Here is a 19511-nt window from a genome sequence, read left to right on the forward strand (position 1 = left end):
CAACTTTTGAAAAGGAATTAGTACAAACAATTAAATTATATAAAAATGAAAAAAGCACTATTGATTCTGTCTATTCTATTTGTTTCCATGTCTTATGGACAAGAAGTGAAGCAAATTCCTCAAATAAATGTAAACGGAGAAGGTAAAGTAAAGGTTGTTCCGGATCAAGCTACTATTGCGGTAACTGTTGAAACAAAAGGAAATAATGCTAAAGATGTAAAAAAACAAAATGATGAAAAGATTGAGGCTGTTATAAAATTTATCAAAAAAATGAATTTGGCACCGGCAGATTATAAAACGCAACGCGTTGCATTGAATCCGCAATACGATTACGAAAAAAAGAAGCACAGCTACAACGCTACTCAAACCATTGAAATTTTATTAAGAGATTTATCAAAATATGATGAATTGATGGAAGGCTTGGTTAATGAAGGAATTAATAGAATTGATGCCGTTACGTTCCAATCTTCGAAATTAGCACAATATCAATCGGAGGCTAGAAAATTAGCGATGAAAGAGGCAAAATTAAAAGCAGAAGATTATGTGTCAGTATTGGGACAAAAAGTGGGTCGTGCGATGACCATATCTGACAATTCACAAACGTATTATCCACAGCCAATGTATGCAGCGATGAAAACAATGGAAAGAAGTGATGCCAGTGAACCAAGAGAAACGCTTGCGGTAGGAGAAATCAATATTACAGCTAATGTTACAGTAAGTTTTATCTTAGAGTAAAGAAGCTAAAAATTGTATTTAAAAAAAATCCATCTCAGATAAAATGAGATGGATTTTTTTTTGAATACACTAAATATAAAATGATGAAAGTATCAATTAGTGTGAATAAAAAAACTCTTCAATTTCTTGAAGAGTTTTAGTGGGGAGAGCAGTCCCGAAGCTTCGGGAGAACCTGCTAAATTGTTTGCAAAAAAAACTCTTCAATTGCTTGAAGAGTTTTAGTGGGGAGAGCAGGATTCGAACCTGCGAAGTTTGCACAGCAGATTTACAGTCTGCCCTCGTTGGCCGCTTGAGTATCTCCCCAAGACTTAACAAGCATTGCTTGTTGTGCTAACCGGGTGCAAATATAAAAACTGTTTTGATGTTTCCAAACTAAATTTGCACTTAATTTTACTATTATTTTTAATGCCTTGGTATTGAATAAAATAAAAAAATCTCCACTAGGGAGATTTTTTTATTTTGTATCGAAGTACGTCTTTATTTTGCCAAAAGTTCTAAAATTTTAGCTCTAAGCGCTTCACCTCGTAAATCTTTTGCGACTACATTTCCTGAAGCATCAAGAATAAAAGTTGCCGGAATAGATTCTACTTTATACTGTGCTGCAATTGGCTCATCCCAAAATTTTAAATTTGAAACCTGATTCCAAGTCAATTTATCCTTTGCAATAGCATCTTTCCAGGCTTTAGCATCTTTGTCTAAAGATACTCCAATAATGTTAAGACCTTTTCCGTGTAACTCTTTGTAAAGAGCAACAACATTCGGGTTTTCTTGACGGCATGGTCCACACCACGAGGCCCAAAAATCAACTATTGTTACTTTACCTAAACTTTCTTTTAGAGAAATAGTTTTCCCTTGAGGATTAGGACCTGAAAAATCTGCTCTTCATTTAGCTTCTCCAGCAGGAGCAGGAGCAGCGCCTACAGCAGAAGGAGCTTTCATTTCAGCAAGTTTAGTTTTAATTGCTATACCTGGCTTAGTTTTTTTCAATGATTCATCTAAACCGTTGTACAGTTTTTCAGATTTTGCAATGTCAGCAGTTGGATCGTTTAACATACCTTGAATAATCAAAGCAGTAATAAATGATTTTGGGTGTGATTCAGCATAAGCAACATATTTTGCTTTTGAAGCAACACCAACTTCTTCTTGAATTTTAGAGAATTCTTGCATCAAATTATTAATCACAACAGTATCTTTAGATTGTTGTGCAGCATTCATGGCTTCCATATTCTTAGTTTGGAAATCCATTAGTTTCTTTTGAACTTTAGTGATTTCTTCGTTGAAAGATACGTACTCATCATTATTATACGTACCAGAAACTTTAGATTTTTGAATACTGTCTTTGTTAATAGCGATAGTAACTTCGCCATTTTCTAATATGAAAGGTATTTTAGCCTGTGCTCCTTCTAATTGAATCGTATAAAAGGCAGGCTCTGTAATAGTTCCTTTCATTACAAACTTACCATTTTCAACTTTTACAGTATCTTTTGGCAACATCATTCCTGTTGCATCTTGTGTTTCTAAGATAATCGTTTTACCATTATCAATTCCTGTTGCAGTTCCTGAAATAAGGTATTCATCTTTGCCAACTTTGTTACAAGAAATTAAAACAACAGCAGCCGAAAGTAATAAAATTATTTTTTTCATTATTAATTAGTTAATTGAGTTAAGTGTGCAAAAGTATTTAAAAAATATAAAATACAAATAATTTTAGAACCTAAATTTTTGTTATAATTTAGTAATAATTATGTATTGTTTTGAATTAATTATGAAATAATTCACCCTTATTATTATAGTCTTCGGCTGATAGCGAAATTGAATACTATTTAAAAAGTCAAGAGATTTATAGATTGCACCAAACAAGATTCGGAAAAAGGATTTTTGAATCGTATTCGAAATAGGATTTTAATTTCAAAAATATCGAAACTTATTATGTTCGGTAGCGGAATTGTTTGTTGCTTGTAAAAAGTAAAGTTGCAACTTAAGGATGTAAAGCGTTGTAATGCTAAGAAATTATTTACAGTTAAATTACGCTGCTTTGGTTGTGTCTAATTATGACGGATTCAGCATGTTCTATTTCATTTTCTGTAATTCTAATATCTAAGTTTATATCCCTTAGTTCTTTATGAAGAATTGCGCAAGATGAATTTGATTGTAATTTAAAATCAATTTGACTTCTTTGCTCTTTTAATACATCAAGTATTTCTTTTGCTTTTTTATATTGCGACTTGTATATCTTGCAAAAGTCTATCATAATATGTAAGGTAAGTTTGTATAATTTTGAGATGCTAATTTAGTATAATCAAGTTTATTACGCAACATAATTTATTATCTGAATTGCTTAAATGATTTTTTAATTTAATTATCAAATTATTTTAAACAAAAAAAGCATCCTTGATTAGGATGCTTATGTATTCTATCTGTAGAAAATTAATCTTGATTGATAGTTTTTCTCCAAGTAAATGAATTCAAAATGTGTCTTTTTGCAAATCTGCCAGGAGAATCAGCATTGACCATTTTTACATACGTTGCTTTAGGAACACTAATATATTCGTAAACGCTGCCGTTAGAAAAATTAATTATTAATCGTCCTTCAACAAATTTGTAATCTGTAATTGTTGATGTAGAGATTGTTTCAGTATATTCTGGTAAATTTGCTTTTATAGTCTCAGGATTGATGCTCACCAAAAAGTGGTAGGCTTCAATAATTTTTTTACTATTTTCTTCTGCAGCTTTCAATCCATCCTCGTCACCTGAAAATTTATCAGGATGTGATTCTTTCATCGCATTGCGATAAATTGTTTTCAAATCTTTCAGCTCTGCAGTTTTGTCTACATTTAGCAGTTTGCGGTATTCAACTATTTTTTTCATAAATAAGGTAACTACTTGTCTTTTACTATAAAATCAATATAATTTGATTTCAAAATCGACAATTTTTTGCAAAGGTACACTTTTTTTTATTTTTTTGGTTTCAGACCAATAAATTTTAATCAAAAAGTACTTTTTAAAGTTCTTATTTGAATACTACTGAAGTTAAAAAAAGCTATTGTTGCGGCTTATTATTTGCTTTATCGAAGTTTTTAGATTTTTTTGGATATTTGTTATAACTGATATCGCTTGGATTTTCTATGATTGATTTAATAGTAATCCAATCTCCAATAGCATGTTTTTGAGCCATTTTGTAATCTAAAAGGTATTCACCACAAAAAAAATTGTTGTTTTCATCTTTTTCCATAATTCCGGTGAAAACACCTTTTTGTAACATTCTTTCTTCAGAAGCTTTAGTCATAATCCGTTTATTTTAATAATTCCAGTTCGCAAAGTTAATCAAATATAGTTTGTCTTGTTATGAATTAGGCTTTCTGATTATCTTTGTATCATGGAAAAATTTTTTCGACCAAATCCCAATTCGTTTAAAAATACGTTCTGTGTTTTTGATGAAGTGGCTATTGAGTCTATAAATGGATTGAAAATTCAGTACGACAGTAAATCTGGAAGTAAATATTACTATACAAAAACAGGTATGTATCGCTTATCAAATCATTGGGGCCGCTTGGCTAATAGCAAATGGCGTTTAGAACCTTTGGAACCTGAAACCATATCCAAAATTAAGTTGGGCTATGCCTCTTGGGAAAATTTTTATCCCGATAATGCTGTTGAAGAACTATATTATTTAGAAGCAAATTACCAAAACCGAACGGTCAATTACCAACACAAGAATAATCCAAACTACGATAAAAGGGCAATATTAAGAACCAGCTTTGAAACCACTAAACGCATCAAACAAATTCGGAATTTATTCAGTCTTACTTCTTGGGCCAAGTATTTTGAATATGAAGACATAGATGATTTGAGGAAAAAAATTATCCAGGAACTAATTTTTACCACTAAAACTTTGGAGGAAATAAAAAAAGAATTCATCTAAGGTTTCTAATTCCTGTCTTTTCTGCTATTTATAATTAAGCTTAAACTTTTAATCATTTGAAGCAATTAATATCAAATCGTTTACTGTAAGTGGTTTAGATAGATACCCTAAGATATTGCAGTACGATTTTGATTTGTTTTTATCTTCTACCGCAATGGAAGAACTTACAATATAAACGACTATTTCTTTTGGAAACTTAGGTTTAATCATTCCCATTTCCTCCATGAATTCCCAACCATCCATTATTGGCATATTGATATCCAATAAAATTATATCCGGAAGGGATTCGTTATTTTCCAAAGCATTATGCAATTCATCAATAGCGTCTTTTCCATTTTTGAAAGAGGAACTCTCTGAAAACATTTCGGATCTTTGAATTATTTTATTAACGATGATTTGGTAAATTGCATCATCGTCTATTATCCAGATTGCTTTTTTTGTCATTGAATATAGATTTTAAATGTAGTGCCAATATTGGGTTCACTTTCTACTGTAATATTTCCTCCCATTGCATCTATTTGATTTTTGGTGATAAATAATCCAATTCCTTTTGAGTCGGAATTGTTTGTAAATGTTTTGTACATCCCGAAAATTTTATCTGCATTTCTGACTAGGTCAATCCCAATCCCATTATCCGAAATTTGTAGAATTTTCATGTCATTCTCCATCAAAAATTTAATTGTTATAATTGGTTTGCGTGATGGATGTCTGTATCTGATTGAATTTGAAATGATATTATAAAGGATGCTTTCCAGATATGCAGGATTATAATTAATTATAGCTTCATCGGGTATTTCTGTTAAAATCGTAACTTCATTGGTTGTGATTTGTTCCGAAAGTACATTTTTTACTGTTGTAATGTAATGCTCTAAATTTAAAGGTTCCGATACTAAACCAATATTTGTTCTAATGTTAATGACTTCGTTTAAATGAAGCATGGTTTCGTTTAACGAACAGGAAACTGTTTTTAATAACTCCATCATTTGTTCTCTTTCTTCTTCAGTTTCCGAGGATTCAATCAAAGTTACAATAGAGGAAATATTACTGGTATGCGATCTTAGATTATGAGAAACGATATAGGAGAAATTTAGTAGTCTTTTATTTTGTTCGGTAACCAGGTTGAAGGAGTTATTCAGTTCCTTTTCAGCTTCCTTTGTTTTAGTGATATCAATCATGATACCTCGTAAACTTTTTGTTTTGCCATTTTCAATGACAACATTTACGATGTCACGGAGCCAAACTAAAGTTCCATTTTTGGCGACCATTCTATACTCAAAATCATGGTCTGCCTTCTCATTAGTTTTTATCCTGCAATAATTCTGAACCCATTCAGTATCTTCTACATAAATATGGTCTAGCCAAAAAGTAGGACTTTCGAGCCATTCTTCAGGGCTGTAACCTAATATATTCTGTACTTTCTGACTGATAAAATTAAAATTAAAAGTTACTGCGTCACATTCCCAAACAATCCCATCAATTGTATTAATCAAGGATTCCATTCTTTGATTTGTTTCAAGAATAATCTTTTCTACAGCTTTCCTGTCAGTAGTATCTTCGGTAGAAACTATAATTCTTGCTAATGAATTTTTATATCCTTGGATTGTATTCCAACGCAAATTTATATTACGATATTCTCCCTCTGAATTTTTTATAATCGTATCTAAAATAAATTTATTTTCACCTTGAGTTATTGCAATAAGATGCTCGGTAAAACAATATAATGCCTTGTTGTTGAATAAATTAGATTTTGTTTGGATTAAATCTTCTTTAGTCTTAACCTTATGTAGTTTAAGGCAGGCTTTGTTTGCATCAATTAATTTAACTAACGAATGGGATTTATCAACAATATTTGGATTTTTTTCAAAGTAGTTTCTAACAACTTCTATATCTTCATGCATTAAATTAAGTTCTTCAAGGTATTTTTTAACATTAGAAAAATCTTCTTCTCTTAATGGTAAAGGCGAATCATCAAATAAACTTTTAAATCGAATTTCACTTTTTTTGATTAATTCTTCAGCTTCTTTTTTTAAAGTAATATCTTCAATAATTGAAATAGCAGTAATTTGTTCGTTTTTTCTGTCTATTATTGGTGTAACCGTCAAATTGACCCAAATAATTTTTCCATTGTTTGTGTAATATCTTTTTTCCATGGAATATTCATTGATTATTCCATTTTTCAGTTTGCTTACATATATTAAATCTGTTTCAAGATCGTCAGGATGAGTTATGGACTGAAAATTTTTTTGTTTAATTTCGTTTTGAGTATAGCCCAAAAGATCACAAAATTTGTTATTTACTTCCAAAAAAGTCCCTGTCGAAAGATCTACACTAGCAATCCCAATTGCTGCTTGATCAAAAATAATTTTAAACTTGATTTCAGAATTCAATAATTTAGTAGCTTGTGCGGTAACTAAAGATTGCAATTCTTCGGGTGTTTTTACAAGAAAATAAATTAGGATACCAAAAAGTCCAGCAAGAATAATTCCAATAATCCCAGGAATTATAATTTGGAAATATATATAATTGTTGTTTTTTGAGATCAAATATAACTTCCAGTCGCCATCAGGGATTGTTCTGATGATGCTGTATTTTTTTGAGAAATCAGTTTGATTGGGTAGGTAAAAGATTTCTTTTTGTTTCTCAACATCATATTTTGAAAATTGGAAGTAATACTTTGAATCATCTACATTTTTGATCCCCGAGGCCTTTAAAAAAGTTTCTAATTTGATGATAACAGCAGAAAAACCCCAGAATTTATTATTTTGAAAAACCGGAAACCTCCCAACAATGCCTACTCCGCCTTGTTTTAGTTCAAAAGGACCAGCAAAATACATCTTTTTTTTAGCGATTGATTTTAAAGCTTCTGTCTTAAGGTTCTGTTCAGTTAAAATATTTAAATTTAAAGCGGGTTCATTACCTTTCAATGGATGAATATACTTAATTATGCCATCTGGAACCAATTGGACCGTACTAATATTTGCATTTGATTCCATTAATTTTTCACTCACGTAGTCAAAATTTTCAGGAATGCCTTTATCATTTATTGTTAGTGCCAGCGTTAAAGTGGTCGTATAACAGTTTTTTAGCGCTTGTTCTATATTTTGATGAACAACATTCAAAATGTTATTCATTTCACGTTGCTCATCTTCTTTTATTAGTTTGTATTGCTGTAAGAGTATAAAACCTACAACATAACTTAAAAATAGGAATACTACAAAACCAGTTGTTTTCGGCCTTCTTAAGAACCATCTGATGAACTTAGGGTATTTTTTTTCAGACTTCATTTAATTTATTAGTAGGTTTGGGCGGCAATTTGGTTCAAAAAATAAATATATAAAAAATAAATATATGACCATACTTATTTGTGAATTATAGTTTTATTCTCAGTTAATAGTTTTTAAAATACTTTTTAATGAATCTGTGAAGTAGGCAAACTTTTGTCAAAACTCATAATTTAAGCCTTAATGGTTTTAAAATAAATATTTTTTTATTCTCCAAATATTTAATTACCAAATCATAGCTTCAATTTTAAACAAGAAAGAAACTAACAAACTAAATGAATATAATTTCGATAATAAATCCGAACTTTGCTGCGGTTTTCGAATCTAATAAGTGATTTGATTATTTAAAAATAAACACATGAGCAGAAATAACGAAAGAAATATCAAGAAGCATAATGATAAGTTGCATAAAGCACAAGATAAAGCCAAACAAGCCGTGCTATTGCGCAAGGAAAAACTAAAACAAATTACTAAAAAGTTCAATGAAGATAAGGCTTCAGAAGAATAAAATATATATTCATATCATGGAAAAAAATAGATTTGACGAAGTAAAAAGTGGTGTTCAGGAAATAATTGATTTTATAGCACAGAAAAATGCCAAAGAAGCCAATAATAAATTAGCAGAAGTTAGCGAAGAATTGGATGAATTACTCGATTTTGCAGAGCAAGATGAAGATCTAATGGAAATTAGTCGCTATCAGGTATTATTGAATCAGCTGCATCAACGAATAGTAGGTCTAAATGGTCAGGCAACGGAATCTCTTTAAACGATTATTATCAAAAATTAATGGTAAATAAGTGTTATTGCGGTTCAAATATAATTTTTCAGGATTGTTGCGAACCAATTATAAAAGGCATTCAAAAAGCGACAACAGCTCAATGCTTGATGCGTTCCCGATATTCTGCTTATGCAACACATCAGGCAGATTATTTGATGGAAACCACTCATATTCCAGAACGGAAATACTATTCGAAATCCGAAATTTTAAATTGGGCAACCAACAATCATTGGCTTCAATTAGAGATTGTTAATGCTACAGAAAATACGGTTGAATTCAAAGCTTATTTTTTAGACAGCAAACTTCAAAAACAAATTCATCATGAGCTTTCGACTTTCAAACTCGAAAATGGAAGTTGGTTCTATGTTGATGGACAATTTTTTAATTAGCTTCAGAGTATCCTTTTCACAGTATTGTTTTAACTAAAAATTAATAAACGTTTGTACAGAGTACATTTTTTATTAATGTAATTTTATTGTCTATGAAAAATGACAATAAAAAAGGATTTTATTTCAAGCAATACGAAGCCCCATTTCAATCTCCGTTTGATAAACTCTTTGGTATTTTCAAAGAGTTAATTACGCATACTTCTGGAGATTTTGATGAAGCAATCGATTGGTTGCGGGAATTAGATAAAGAATATAAACTCACCGATGAACACTACACAATCGATGATTTTATCGAAGATTTAAAGAAAAAAGGATACATCCGCGACGAACTCAAAGAGGATGGAACTTCGGGAATTGGAATTACTGCTAAGACGGAGCGCGCCATTAGACAACAAGCTTTAGATAACATTTTTGGTAATCTAAAACGTTCAGGAAGCGGGAATCACAAAACGAAGCATTCCGGAAACGGTGACGAACATACCGGTGAATTTAGGGAGTTTCATTTTGGTGACGGGCTCGAAAGAATTTCATTGACCGAAAGTTTACGTAACGCCCAAATCAATAATGGAGTAGCGGATTTTATGTTGACCGAAAATGATTTGGTTGTCGAAGAAACACAGTATAAATCGCAGATGAGTACGGTTTTGATGATCGACATCAGTCACAGTATGATTTTGTACGGCGAAGATAGAATCACTCCTGCCAAAAAAGTAGCAATGGCTCTAGCTGAATTGATTACGACCCGTTATCCAAAAGATACTTTAGATATTTTAGTTTTTGGTAATGATGCTTGGACGATTGCAATTCGGGATTTACCGTATTTAAAAGTGGGTCCTTATCACACTAATACGGTTGCAGGTTTACAATTAGCCATGGACATTTTGCGCCGTAAACGAAATACCAACAAGCAAATTTTCATGATTACGGATGGAAAACCAAGTTGTGTCCGCGAAAAAGACGGTTCCTATTACATGAACAGTAACGGGCTCGACGAATACATCGTTGACAAATGCTACAATCAGGCGCAACAAGCACGAAAATTGCACATTCCAATCACTACTTTTATGATTGCAAATGATCCGTATCTGCAAAAATTCGTAAATAAATTCACGGAATCAAATCAGGGTAAAGCATTTTATACCGGATTAAAAGGACTGGGCGAAATGATTTTTGAGGATTATGAAACCAATCGAAAGAAGAGAATTAAATAAGTGATCAGTATTCAGATTTTAGTGTTCAGTTGATCCAATAAATAACAATAAAGTAAAAAAATGAAAATAGAAAATATAAAAACACTCGGAGAATTAAAAAAATCAGGTTACGAAAGCAAAGGCATTAAAGATGAATTGCGTTCTAATCTTAGAGAAAAAATAAAATCGGGAAAACCAACATTCGATGGCGTTCATGGTTTTGAAAATACCGTAATTCCTGAATTAGAGCGAGCTATTTTATCACGTCACAACATCAATTTGTTAGGTCTTCGTGGTCAAGCCAAAACCAGATTGGCACGTAAAATGATTGAATTGTTAGACGAGTACATTCCATTTGTGGCGGGTTCCGAAATCAATGATGATCCGTTGCAACCGATTTCACGTTTTGCAAAAGACATTATTGAAACCAAAGGCGATGAAACTCCAATTTCTTGGTTGCACAGAAGCGAGCGTTTTTTCGAAAAATTAGCTACGCCGGATGTTACCGTTGCGGATTTAATTGGAGATTTCGATCCAATAAAAGCAGCCAATTTAAAATTGTCTTATGCGGATGATCGTGTGATTCATTTTGGAATGATTCCAAGAGCGAATCGTTGTATTTTTGTAATCAATGAATTACCTGATTTACAAGCGAGAATCCAAGTAGCATTGTTTAATATTTTGCAGGAAGGCGATATTCAAATTCGTGGATTCAAATTAAGAATGCCGCTCGATATGCAATTTGTTTTCACGGCAAATCCAGAAGATTATACGAATCGTGGTAGTATTGTAACACCATTAAAAGACAGAATTGGGTCTCAAATATTAACGCATTATCCTGAAACCATTAAAATTGCCAGAACAATTACAGAACAAGAAGCAAAACTGGATGTGACGCAAAATGATATGGTTTACGTGCCGTCATTAGCAAGGGATTTGTTGGAACAAATTAGTTTTGAAGCAAGAGAAAGCGAATATATTGATAACAAAAGCGGTGTAAGTGCGCGATTGAGCATAACCGCTTTTGAGAATTTATTAAGTACTGCAGAAAGAAGGGCTTTGAAGTCCGGGGCTGACAAAACAACTTTGCGTTTGTCTGATTTTATGGGAATTATTCCTGCTATTACTGGAAAAGTCGAATTGGTTTATGAAGGAGAGCAGGAGGGAGCTGCCGCTGTAGCACAACATTTATTGGGTGACGCAATTCATACTTTTTTTCCTGCTTATTTTCCAAAAATTGAAAAATTAGAGAAAGAAGGCGTAAAAAATGCCTATACGGATATCATCGAATGGTTTTTTGCCGAAAGCGGTTTTGAATTATTAGACGATTGTTCTGATGAAGAATACGAAAGAATCCTAGGAAGTATTGTTCCACTTGAAATTTTAATCAAAAAATACCAACCTCAACTGGAAAATGAAGATAAATTTTTCATGAAGGAATTTATTCTTTGGGGATTGGTTGAATATAAAAAACTGAGCAAAGACCGCTTTTCCGAAGGATATCAGTTCAAGGATATTTACGGTAGCTTTATCAGTAAACTATAAATAATAAGCGCTTTTATCGTAAAAGTCATTTGAGAAATTATCAAATTATAATTTCTCAAATGACTTTTTATATTATAAAAGGAATGAATAAAATTAAACTAACTAATATAATTCCAAATGTTCTTCTTTTTGGTCATTTCGATAAAAACAGCTCTTAAAGATGCGTGTTCCGGTTTTTGCAAACCTGCATCTTCTTTTAGAAGTTTTAAAGCATAATTTCTGGCTAAAGCCAAAGTATCTCGGTCTCGAACTAAATCGGCAATTTGAAGATTAAGCACGCCGCTTTGTTGCGTTCCCATTAAATCACCGGGACCACGAAGCTTTAAGTCGACTTCGGCAATTTCAAAACCATCGTTCGTTCGCACCATCGTTTCCATTCTGGTTTTACTGTCTGAACTCAATTTATGGCTCGTCATCAGAATACAATAACTTTGCTCTGCACCACGACCCACACGACCGCGAAGCTGATGGAGTTGCGATAATCCAAAACGTTCCGCACTTTCGATTATCATCACACTTGCGTTAGGAACATTCACGCCAACTTCAATTACAGTTGTAGCTACCATAATATTGGTTTTCCCTTCCGAAAAACGTTTCATTTCAGCATCTTTTTCTGCTGGTTTCATCTTTCCGTGAAGGATTGAAATCGAATACTGTGGCAATGGAAAATCTCTGGAAACACTTTCGTAGCCGTCCATTAAATCTTTGAAATCCATTTTTTCTGATTCTTGAATGAGCGGATACACAATATAGATTTGGCGACCCAAAGCGATTTCATCCCGAAGGAATTTCCAAACCTTCAATCTGTTGCTGTCAAATCGGTGTACGGTTTGAATCGGTTTTCGTCCTGGAGGCAATTCATCAATCACTGAGATGTCTAAATCGCCATACAAACTCATCGCCAAAGTTCGCGGAATAGGCGTGGCGGTCATTACCAAAACGTGTGGAGGAATCACATTTTTCTTCCACAATTTAGAGCGTTGCTCTACGCCAAAACGGTGTTGTTCATCAATCACGGCCAGTCCTAAATTCTTAAATTTTACTTTGTCTTCTAGTAAAGCATGCGTTCCGATGATAATGTGTAACGTTCCGTTTTCCAGTTCTTCATGGATAATTCTACGTTGTGCTATTTTGGTGGAACCCGTTAGGATTCGGATATTTATATTTAGCGTTTGTGCCAATTCAGACAAACCAATGAAATGCTGATTTGCCAAGATTTCCGTGGGCGCCATCAAGCACGCTTGAAAGCCATTATCAAGTGCCAAAAGCATGCTCATAAACGCTACAATTGTTTTCCCGGAACCTACATCGCCTTGCAACAATCGGTTCATTTGGGCGTTGCTTCCCATGTCCGTCCGTATTTCTTTGATGACCCTTTTTTGGGCGTTAGTCAATTGAAAAGGCAAATGATGCTGATAAAAATCATTGAAATATTCTCCTACGGTTGCAAACGGATGTCCTTTTATTTTATGTTTTCGGATGAGATTCTTTGTGATTAATTGCAACTGAATAAAGAATAATTCTTCAAATATTAATCGGAATTTGGCTTTCGCCAAAACGTCTGCACTTTTTGGAAAATGGATATTGAATAAAGCCGCTTTTTTAGGAATCAGCTTTAATTCGTTGATTAAATAATCCGGTAAAGTTTCCGTGAATAACGCTTGCGTTTCCAAAAACAATTGCTGCATCAATTTATTAATCACTCGGTTTGAAATCCCGCGATTTGTCAAGGTTTCGGTAGAAGGATAGACTGGTTGCATGGCTGAACGAAGACTTTTTTCATGCTCGCTCATCAACTCAATTTCCGGATGCGCCATATTAAAGGTGCTCCCAAAAGAAGTGCATTTTCCGAAAATCACACACATTTCGTTCAACTTTAAACTCTCCCGAATCCACTTGTGACCTTGAAACCAAACGAGTTCCATTTGACCTGTATCATCCACAAAAGTCGCTACCAATCGTTTCTGGTTTTTGCCAAATTCCACAGTTTTGATATTGATTATTTTACCGATAATCTGAACTTCGGCAATGTTGTTTTGCAGTTCGTTAATTTTATAATACCGTGTCCGGTCAATGTATCTGTTTGGAAAAAAATTAACTAAATCCTGATACTTATAAATTCCCAATTCCTTACGCAGTAATTCGCCCCGATTGGGACCAACGCCTTTGAGGTATTCTATTGGAGTAAGTAGGAGGTTTTGCATTTAGATTTTTTTGGACACGGATAAAAAACGGATTTGCAAAAGCAAAAACGCGGATCAAAACGGATTTTTAGTTTGATGAAGCGAAGATAGTTTTTTGTTTGGTAAATCGAAAATAGAGGAAAGGCAAAAAAATATTCTTGTTGCAGCGTCATTCACGGCAGGATTAACAACGTGATGCTGTACTACCTTTTTTTAGTAACCGTTCTCGCTATGCATTACAAGCTTTGCGGCACAAAACTTTTTTTTTCTCTCAAAGGCTTTTCTTTGCCATCAAGGATAAATACGTAAAAGTATACATTCCATATCCTATTACTGATTATTTTTAGAACCATTTGCAATCATGATCTTCAAAAGGAGGTTGTTGTGCATTATGACTCAAATGTTAAAGTAATATTAATTGTAAACAATTAAATTGTGTACAATTTATTTAACTAATATCTTTGTATCATTAAAACTAGAACATGAAAAAGCAACAAATTTTAAGTCAGCAAGTTTGCTTTCCTATTTATGCTTTTGCAAAGGAAATTATCAATCAATACCGACCTTTATTAGATGCGATTGGATTGACCTATCCCCAGTACTTAGTAATGCTAGTCCTGTGGGAATTTGAGTCACAAACCGTAAATCAATTAGGTGAAAAGTTAAAACTAGATAGTGGTACACTAACACCTTTGCTAAAACGTATGGAATCAAAATTATTGGTAACACGCACTAGGAGTAGCAGTGATGAGCGTATTGTAAACATTGCCTTGACGCAAAATGGTAAAGCTTTGCAAATAAAAGCAGCAAATGTTCCCGCACAACTAATCGAAGCCATGAATGTAACGGTAGAAGAGTTACAGGAGTTAAAAAACATTATTTCAAAAATTTCAAATAAAAATAATAAAAAATGAAAACAATATACAATACTAAAGCAACTGCCCTAGGAGGCAGAAATGGACAAGTAAAAAGTGAAAACGGAATTTTAGACTTGGCTGTTCAATATCCAAAAGCCTTAGGCGGAGCAACCGATGATTTTGCGAATCCCGAAATGTTATTCGCAGCAGGTTATGCCGCTTGTTTTGATAGTGCACTCAATTTAGTAATCAAAAAAGAAAAAATTGAAACTGGTGAAACAAGCGTAAGTGCCACGGTAGGAATTGGTCCAAACACAACTGGAGGATTTGCTCTCGAAGCTGCTTTACATGCCAATATTCCGGGTGTGACACTAGATATTGCTCAAGATTTAATAGAAAAAGCACATCAGGTTTGTCCGTATTCTAATGCTACTAGAGGAAATATGGAAGTGACATTAACGGTATCAAATGACGAGGTTCAAAACTAAAAAAAGATAAAAAAATGGCTTTAATAGAGGATTTAAATTGGAGACATGCTGTAAAAGCATACGATCCTACAAAAAAAGTAAGCAAGGACAAAATTGATAAGATTATCGAGGCTGCTCGTTTGGCACCAACCTCTTCAGGATTACAACCTTTTCAGGTTTTGGTTGTCGAAAATCAAGAGTTGAAAGAAAAATTAGTACAAGGTGCTCTTAATCCAGAATGCATGCGCAATTGTTCTCATGTAATTATTTTTGCAGGATGGGATCGTTACACAGCAGAACGAATTGATAAAGTATACGATTTTACTACTACTGAACGCGGATTGCCACAAGGTCGCTTTAATAGTTATACCGATATGTTGAAGAAAATTTATTTGGGACAAGCACCTGAGGAGAACTTTGCGCACATTGCCAGACAAACTTATATTGCATTAGGATTGGCATTGGCTCAAGCTGCAGAGTTAAAAGTTGACAGTACACCTGTTGAAGGATTTGAAAACAGTGTAGTAAATGAAATACTAGAATTAGACAAATTAGGGCTAAAAAGTGTTTCACTAATGTACGTTGGTTATGCTGATACTCCAAACGACTGGATCGCTCCTATGAAAAAAGTAAGAGTACCAACCGAAGAGTTTGTAGTAGCGTACAAGTAAAATAATGAATTAAGTTCTGTCATACAATACTATAGTATGGCTACTAACAAAAAGCCTAAATCAAAATCATATTTTGTTTTAGGCTTTTTTTGTATTTACGGGATACCGTATGGGGCATTCACGAAGGATTGGTATATTTGGAATCCAAAAATTAAATTATTTTAAATTCCATGCGAAATAAAATTATCCTGCTAATAGCTATTTGTTTCCTGACTTTAGAGGTGAGCGCTCTGTGATGTAGACAAGTAAAACAAATTCTATCACTGTGGAACATTCAGATGGAACAATAGCGATATACAATGGATTTAAAAAAAATCTAATATTTGTAAAATTAGGTCAAACCGTCTATCCTCAAACTGAGTTAGGAGTAATAGAAGAATTCAATCCAGGTGTTTATCGAGCAGATTTTTTATTTTTTATTGGTCCGACAAAGAAATTAATACTGCATCCAAACAATTTTTTCAAAATTACCTTTCTAAATATACCTATTTAGCTCCCTATTTTGTTACTGAAAGTGGTGTCGCACAAATCGTGTCAAACAATGACTATGAGGCACTTTACACTGAAGAACAGCTAACTCTTGAATTCAGTCGATCTGAAGAAAAAACACTTAAAAGATCCAACCTTATTTCGTCAAATATAAAATATAAGATCAAAAAAAAAACAAAAGAAGCAATGTTCTTTTGTTGTCATTGAGGTTAGTTACTTTTGCTTTAAATAATAGTTTGAAATACAAATGGTTTCTTGATGTTACCTACAAATAAATCGCTTAATAGATGAATCCAACTATAACTAGACTCACTGAAAAAAAATGTATTGGTCTGAACCAAAACATGTCCTATGCTGATTATAAAGCGCAAGAAATTTGGAAACGTTTTATGCCAAGGCGCAATGAAATCAAAAATAGAGTAGGTCTTGATTATCTATCCATTCAGGTATTTGGGAACTCGTATTGGAATACTTTTAATGCAGAAAATACTTTTCAGAAATGGGCCGCGGTCGAGGTAAGTGTTTTAGAAGACATTCCCGCCGAAATGGATACATTAATCATTCCAGCTGGCTTGTATGCTGTATTTATGTATAAAGGAGACGGATCAACGGCACCCTCTTTCTTTGAATCGATTTATAGCAGTTGGTTGCCAAATTCTATTTATGAATTGGCAGATCGTCCGCATTTTGAAATTCTTGGAGAAAAATATCAAAAAAACAATCCCACTTCTGAGGAGGAAGTATGGATTCCAATTCAATTTAAATAAGAGTTTAGCATCATTAATTGTTATTTCAAAAAGCAATTTGGAATATTGATTTGCAGAACCTTTTGTTTATGCTAAATAGATAATACATTTGCAAAAAAAGAATTAAATCATGACAACTCATCTCGCATTACTTCGTGGTATCAATGTTTCCGGTCACAGTATGATAAAAATGGAGGCGTTAAAAACGACTTTAGAAGCCATTGGTTTTCAAAATGTACAAACGTATATTCAATCCGGAAATGTTTTCGTAGACACTGAGGAGGAGAATCCTGCTGCTGTTGGTTTCAAAATAAAGCAGGAAATTTTCAAGGCTTTTGGTCATGAAGTACCAGTTGTGGTTATTGGTTCTGCAGATTTGGAAGCGTGTTTCAAGAACAATCCTTTCATGAAGGAAAAAGATATTGATACTAAGAAGTTATATGTGGCTTTCATTTCGACCACTTTGCAAAGCAATAGTATGAATGATTTAAAAATTAGTCAATTCAAACCGGATGAAGCCAGTATTGATGGTAACAGAATTTTTATAAAATATGCTGTTGGTGCAGGAAAAACCCGATTCGACCAAAAATACATCGAGAAAAAACTGAATGTTATTGCAACAATCCGCAATTGGAATACAGTTACGCAACTGCTTAAAATGTACGAGGAAAGATAATAAGACTTAAGTCTGTTTTGACCGCTAATTTCCTAATTTTTAAATGTTATCATCCATTTGAAAATTGCGAATTGGCGGTGTTTTTTTATTGTCAAAACAAGGATGTTTCAGAAACTATTTTAACTTTTTTTATTTTAGAAAAAAATAATTGTAATTTGACGCAACCTTTTGTAAGAAGTAGCGTCTTAAGAATATCTATAAAATCTGACACATGAAAATACTAATCATTTTTGTTGTTTTCCTTACTATTTTCAGTTCCTGTTCTAAAGATGATGGTGTAACAATAGATAACAGTGGTTATTATGGAAAATGGACTTTGGTTGCGATGTCGGGTTCTATTCCTAATTCTGAAACTACAGGCGCAGCTATGGCTTGGCAAGAATTTTATTTGTTCAATACCAATGGAACTTTTACAAAATCCAGAGAGGAAAATTCTGTAAAAACAACACTTTCGGGAACTTATACGACCACAACTCAATCTGACGGAATATTTTTTGAATTAACATATCCCAATGACAGCAAAATTATAGGCAGCTGTTATGGAAACCAAAAAGAAGTACTGTTTTTGAATGCCAATAATTCTTTATCCAGTACATGGAGTTATTGCGATGGTCCCGGATTAGAATATAAAAAGTAAATTATAAGTGCTTATTGAACATTTTCATAAGGTTTAGTTTTGGTTAATTTTAGGATTATGAAGCACTTTTGCTAAAGAGTACTCAGAAGTTGAAAAATTTTTGATGCTCTTTTTCTATTTTAAAGCCCTAACTATAAAAAATTAAATCAATCCTAAAACGATGAATTTAGTAGCCACTAAATTGATTATTTCCTAACCAAATCACAATACCAAAATCCATAATCAAAAGCATCAGAAGCGCTCGTATCACAAGTGTTATCTGAGGTATCTTCTTTTTCTGGCTTTTCATATTTTCGATACACGACTTCACCAATTTCAAAATCAATTGGTTTCGAAAAAATAGGTCCGTCAAATGTGAAGGTGTGGAATTCACCGTTTTCGCCACAAACATCTACATTCTTAGGTAAATCATTGATGAAATTCTGGTCAATAACACGACCAACAAAGCTTTTATCCAAAAAACGTTCATTGACACAAACTACAATTGTTTTAAAACCTAAACTGATAAACTCTTGAAAAATTTCATGAGTTGGGATCTTCCAAAGCGGAAAAACACCTTCAAAACCTATTTCGGCTAATTTATCTTCACGGTATTTACGTAAATCTTCCAGAAAAATATCTCCAAAAATAGAATGGGTTACGCCTTGTTTTTTTAGTTTATCCAATGTTTTGCGCATCACATTTTCGTATACTTCCATCGTGGGCATTTCAGGGATTTGCATAATTTCAAGCGGCAATCCAATGCTTTCGGCCTGTTGCTGCAATAATTCCACTCGCACGCCATGCATCGAAATACGCTGATGTTGTTGGTTCACACTGGTCAGTAAACAGGCAATTTCAATTTCTGGATTTTGTAGGGCTTTGTATAAGGCAAGTGCAGAATCTTTTCCGCTGCTCCAATTAAATAAGGCTTTCTTTTTCAATGTAATTATCTTCTGATTTTC

General features: G+C 33.2%; 20 protein-coding genes, 1 tRNA gene and 1 pseudogene. 13 read left to right on the forward strand and 9 right to left on the reverse strand.

The window, feature by feature from the left end:
• Positions 1-45 precede the first annotated feature (45 nt).
• Entirely contained in the window at positions 46-735 is a 690-nt protein-coding gene (locus tag G7A72_RS01345) for an SIMPL domain-containing protein (RefSeq protein ID WP_165151133.1), read from the forward strand.
• 222 nt (positions 736-957) lie between these two features.
• On the opposite strand, the gene G7A72_RS01350 is transcribed toward G7A72_RS01345, so the two are convergent.
• The 5 genes and pseudogenes from G7A72_RS01350 to G7A72_RS01370 form a co-directional block, all read right to left on the reverse strand.
• Positions 958-1038 (reverse strand) — tRNA-Tyr (locus tag G7A72_RS01350).
• Positions 1039-1212: 174 nt separating this feature from the next.
• Positions 1213-1599: pseudogene (locus G7A72_RS01355) on the reverse strand (TlpA family protein disulfide reductase); the annotation flags it as partial.
• An 18-nt stretch (positions 1600-1617) separates the two neighbouring features.
• On the reverse strand, positions 1618-2379 hold the full coding sequence (locus G7A72_RS01360; RefSeq protein ID WP_113665867.1) for a DUF4369 domain-containing protein: 762 nt from the start codon (positions 2377-2379) through the stop codon (positions 1618-1620).
• Between the two features lie 783 nt (positions 2380-3162).
• On the reverse strand, positions 3163-3603 hold the full coding sequence (locus G7A72_RS01365) for a KTSC domain-containing protein (protein WP_113665865.1): 441 nt from the start codon (positions 3601-3603) through the stop codon (positions 3163-3165).
• Positions 3604-3775: 172 nt separating this feature from the next.
• Positions 3776-4021 carry a hypothetical protein gene (locus tag G7A72_RS01370; protein ID WP_113665864.1) on the reverse strand — a complete coding sequence of 82 codons (246 nt, stop codon included), beginning with the start codon at positions 4019-4021 and terminating at the stop codon, positions 3776-3778.
• Between the two features lie 90 nt (positions 4022-4111).
• Here G7A72_RS01370 and G7A72_RS01375 point away from each other — a divergent pair, with 90 nt between their 5' ends.
• Positions 4112-4657 carry a hypothetical protein gene (locus G7A72_RS01375; protein ID WP_165151134.1) on the forward strand — a complete coding sequence of 182 codons (546 nt, stop codon included), beginning with the start codon at positions 4112-4114 and terminating at the stop codon, positions 4655-4657.
• A gap of 48 nt (positions 4658-4705) precedes the next feature.
• On the opposite strand, the gene G7A72_RS01380 is transcribed toward G7A72_RS01375, so the two are convergent.
• Together G7A72_RS01380 and G7A72_RS01385 are read right to left on the reverse strand one after the other, a co-directional pair.
• Positions 4706-5101, reverse strand: coding sequence for a response regulator (locus tag G7A72_RS01380; RefSeq protein WP_113665862.1), 396 nt, complete (start codon positions 5099-5101; stop codon positions 4706-4708).
• A complete protein-coding gene (locus tag G7A72_RS01385) occupies positions 5098-7941 on the reverse strand; it encodes a PAS domain S-box protein (protein WP_165151135.1) in 2844 nt (947 codons plus the stop codon). Before G7A72_RS01385 ends, G7A72_RS01380 begins: the two co-directional genes overlap by 4 nt.
• Positions 7942-8296: 355 nt before the next feature.
• On the opposite strand from G7A72_RS01385, the gene G7A72_RS01390 reads away from it, so the two are divergent.
• The 5 genes from G7A72_RS01390 to G7A72_RS01410 all read left to right on the forward strand — a co-directional run bounded on the left by G7A72_RS01390 (position 8297) and on the right by G7A72_RS01410 (position 11841).
• Entirely contained in the window at positions 8297-8446 is a 150-nt protein-coding gene (locus G7A72_RS01390) for a hypothetical protein (RefSeq protein ID WP_165151136.1), read from the forward strand.
• 16 nt (positions 8447-8462) lie between these two features.
• Entirely contained in the window at positions 8463-8705 is a 243-nt protein-coding gene (locus G7A72_RS01395) for a hypothetical protein (RefSeq protein ID WP_165151137.1), read from the forward strand.
• A 20-nt stretch (positions 8706-8725) separates the two neighbouring features.
• On the forward strand, positions 8726-9106 hold the full coding sequence (locus G7A72_RS01400) for a YchJ family protein (protein ID WP_165151138.1): 381 nt from the start codon (positions 8726-8728) through the stop codon (positions 9104-9106).
• 92 nt (positions 9107-9198) lie between these two features.
• A complete protein-coding gene (locus tag G7A72_RS01405; RefSeq protein WP_113637414.1) occupies positions 9199-10317 on the forward strand; it encodes a VWA domain-containing protein in 1119 nt (372 codons plus the stop codon).
• A 60-nt stretch (positions 10318-10377) separates the two neighbouring features.
• A complete protein-coding gene (locus tag G7A72_RS01410; RefSeq protein WP_165151139.1) occupies positions 10378-11841 on the forward strand; it encodes a magnesium chelatase in 1464 nt (487 codons plus the stop codon).
• A gap of 98 nt (positions 11842-11939) precedes the next feature.
• Here the strand turns inward: G7A72_RS01410 and recG are convergent, their stop codons facing one another.
• Positions 11940-14045: an ATP-dependent DNA helicase RecG gene (gene recG, locus G7A72_RS01415; RefSeq protein WP_165151140.1), complete on the reverse strand. Its 2106-nt coding sequence runs from the start codon at positions 14043-14045 to the stop codon at positions 11940-11942.
• A gap of 461 nt (positions 14046-14506) precedes the next feature.
• Between recG and G7A72_RS01420 the strand changes: the two genes are divergently transcribed.
• From G7A72_RS01420 to G7A72_RS01445, 6 genes are all read left to right on the forward strand, one after another.
• Complete coding sequence (locus G7A72_RS01420) at positions 14507-14938, forward strand: MarR family winged helix-turn-helix transcriptional regulator (protein WP_165151141.1); 432 nt, start codon at positions 14507-14509, stop codon at positions 14936-14938.
• Positions 14935-15369 carry an organic hydroperoxide resistance protein gene (locus G7A72_RS01425; RefSeq protein ID WP_113665855.1) on the forward strand — a complete coding sequence of 145 codons (435 nt, stop codon included), beginning with the start codon at positions 14935-14937 and terminating at the stop codon, positions 15367-15369. Before G7A72_RS01420 ends, G7A72_RS01425 begins: the two co-directional genes overlap by 4 nt.
• A 14-nt stretch (positions 15370-15383) precedes the next feature.
• Positions 15384-16019, forward strand: a complete 636-nt coding sequence (locus G7A72_RS01430; protein ID WP_165151142.1) for a nitroreductase family protein — start codon at positions 15384-15386, stop codon at positions 16017-16019.
• Positions 16020-16795: 776 nt separating this feature from the next.
• Positions 16796-17275: a GyrI-like domain-containing protein gene (locus G7A72_RS01435; protein ID WP_165151143.1), complete on the forward strand. Its 480-nt coding sequence runs from the start codon at positions 16796-16798 to the stop codon at positions 17273-17275.
• 109 nt (positions 17276-17384) lie between these two features.
• Complete coding sequence (locus G7A72_RS01440; RefSeq protein WP_165151144.1) at positions 17385-17930, forward strand: DUF1697 domain-containing protein; 546 nt, start codon at positions 17385-17387, stop codon at positions 17928-17930.
• A 211-nt stretch (positions 17931-18141) separates the two neighbouring features.
• On the forward strand, positions 18142-18567 hold the full coding sequence (locus G7A72_RS01445) for a hypothetical protein (protein ID WP_165151145.1): 426 nt from the start codon (positions 18142-18144) through the stop codon (positions 18565-18567).
• A gap of 185 nt (positions 18568-18752) precedes the next feature.
• Here G7A72_RS01445 and G7A72_RS01450 read toward each other — a convergent pair whose 3' ends face one another.
• Positions 18753-19490, reverse strand: coding sequence for a diphthine--ammonia ligase (locus tag G7A72_RS01450; RefSeq protein WP_165151146.1), 738 nt, complete (start codon positions 19488-19490; stop codon positions 18753-18755).
• Positions 19491-19511: the final 21 nt, after the last annotated feature.

It is taken from the genome of Flavobacterium sp. Sr18 (assembly GCF_011064265.1).
Taxonomy (GTDB): domain Bacteria; phylum Bacteroidota; class Bacteroidia; order Flavobacteriales; family Flavobacteriaceae; genus Flavobacterium; species Flavobacterium petrolei.

Excerpts from the sequence above, each read along its gene's own strand:
- G7A72_RS01400 (WP_165151138.1), top strand. The coding sequence starts at position 8,726 with ATGGTAAATAAGTGTTATTGCGGTTCAAATATAATTTTTCAGGATTGT.
- recG (WP_165151140.1), bottom strand. The coding sequence starts at position 14,045 with ATGCAAAACCTCCTACTTACTCCAATAGAATACCTCAAAGGCGTTGGT.
- G7A72_RS01410 (WP_165151139.1), top strand. The coding sequence starts at position 10,378 with ATGAAAATAGAAAATATAAAAACACTCGGAGAATTAAAAAAATCAGGT.
- G7A72_RS01430 (WP_165151142.1), top strand. The coding sequence starts at position 15,384 with ATGGCTTTAATAGAGGATTTAAATTGGAGACATGCTGTAAAAGCATAC.
- G7A72_RS01365 (WP_113665865.1), bottom strand. The coding sequence starts at position 3,603 with ATGAAAAAAATAGTTGAATACCGCAAACTGCTAAATGTAGACAAAACT.
- G7A72_RS01370 (WP_113665864.1), bottom strand. The coding sequence starts at position 4,021 with ATGACTAAAGCTTCTGAAGAAAGAATGTTACAAAAAGGTGTTTTCACC.
- G7A72_RS01435 (WP_165151143.1), top strand. The coding sequence starts at position 16,796 with ATGAATCCAACTATAACTAGACTCACTGAAAAAAAATGTATTGGTCTG.
- G7A72_RS01345 (WP_165151133.1), top strand. The coding sequence starts at position 46 with ATGAAAAAAGCACTATTGATTCTGTCTATTCTATTTGTTTCCATGTCT.
- G7A72_RS01385 (WP_165151135.1), bottom strand. The coding sequence starts at position 7,941 with ATGAAGTCTGAAAAAAAATACCCTAAGTTCATCAGATGGTTCTTAAGA.
- G7A72_RS01390 (WP_165151136.1), top strand. The coding sequence starts at position 8,297 with ATGAGCAGAAATAACGAAAGAAATATCAAGAAGCATAATGATAAGTTG.
- G7A72_RS01360 (WP_113665867.1), bottom strand. The coding sequence starts at position 2,379 with ATGAAAAAAATAATTTTATTACTTTCGGCTGCTGTTGTTTTAATTTCT.
- G7A72_RS01375 (WP_165151134.1), top strand. The coding sequence starts at position 4,112 with ATGGAAAAATTTTTTCGACCAAATCCCAATTCGTTTAAAAATACGTTC.
- G7A72_RS01420 (WP_165151141.1), top strand. The coding sequence starts at position 14,507 with ATGAAAAAGCAACAAATTTTAAGTCAGCAAGTTTGCTTTCCTATTTAT.
- G7A72_RS01445 (WP_165151145.1), top strand. The coding sequence starts at position 18,142 with ATGAAAATACTAATCATTTTTGTTGTTTTCCTTACTATTTTCAGTTCC.
- G7A72_RS01405 (WP_113637414.1), top strand. The coding sequence starts at position 9,199 with ATGAAAAATGACAATAAAAAAGGATTTTATTTCAAGCAATACGAAGCC.
- G7A72_RS01425 (WP_113665855.1), top strand. The coding sequence starts at position 14,935 with ATGAAAACAATATACAATACTAAAGCAACTGCCCTAGGAGGCAGAAAT.
- G7A72_RS01380 (WP_113665862.1), bottom strand. The coding sequence starts at position 5,101 with ATGACAAAAAAAGCAATCTGGATAATAGACGATGATGCAATTTACCAA.
- G7A72_RS01440 (WP_165151144.1), top strand. The coding sequence starts at position 17,385 with ATGACAACTCATCTCGCATTACTTCGTGGTATCAATGTTTCCGGTCAC.
- G7A72_RS01395 (WP_165151137.1), top strand. The coding sequence starts at position 8,463 with ATGGAAAAAAATAGATTTGACGAAGTAAAAAGTGGTGTTCAGGAAATA.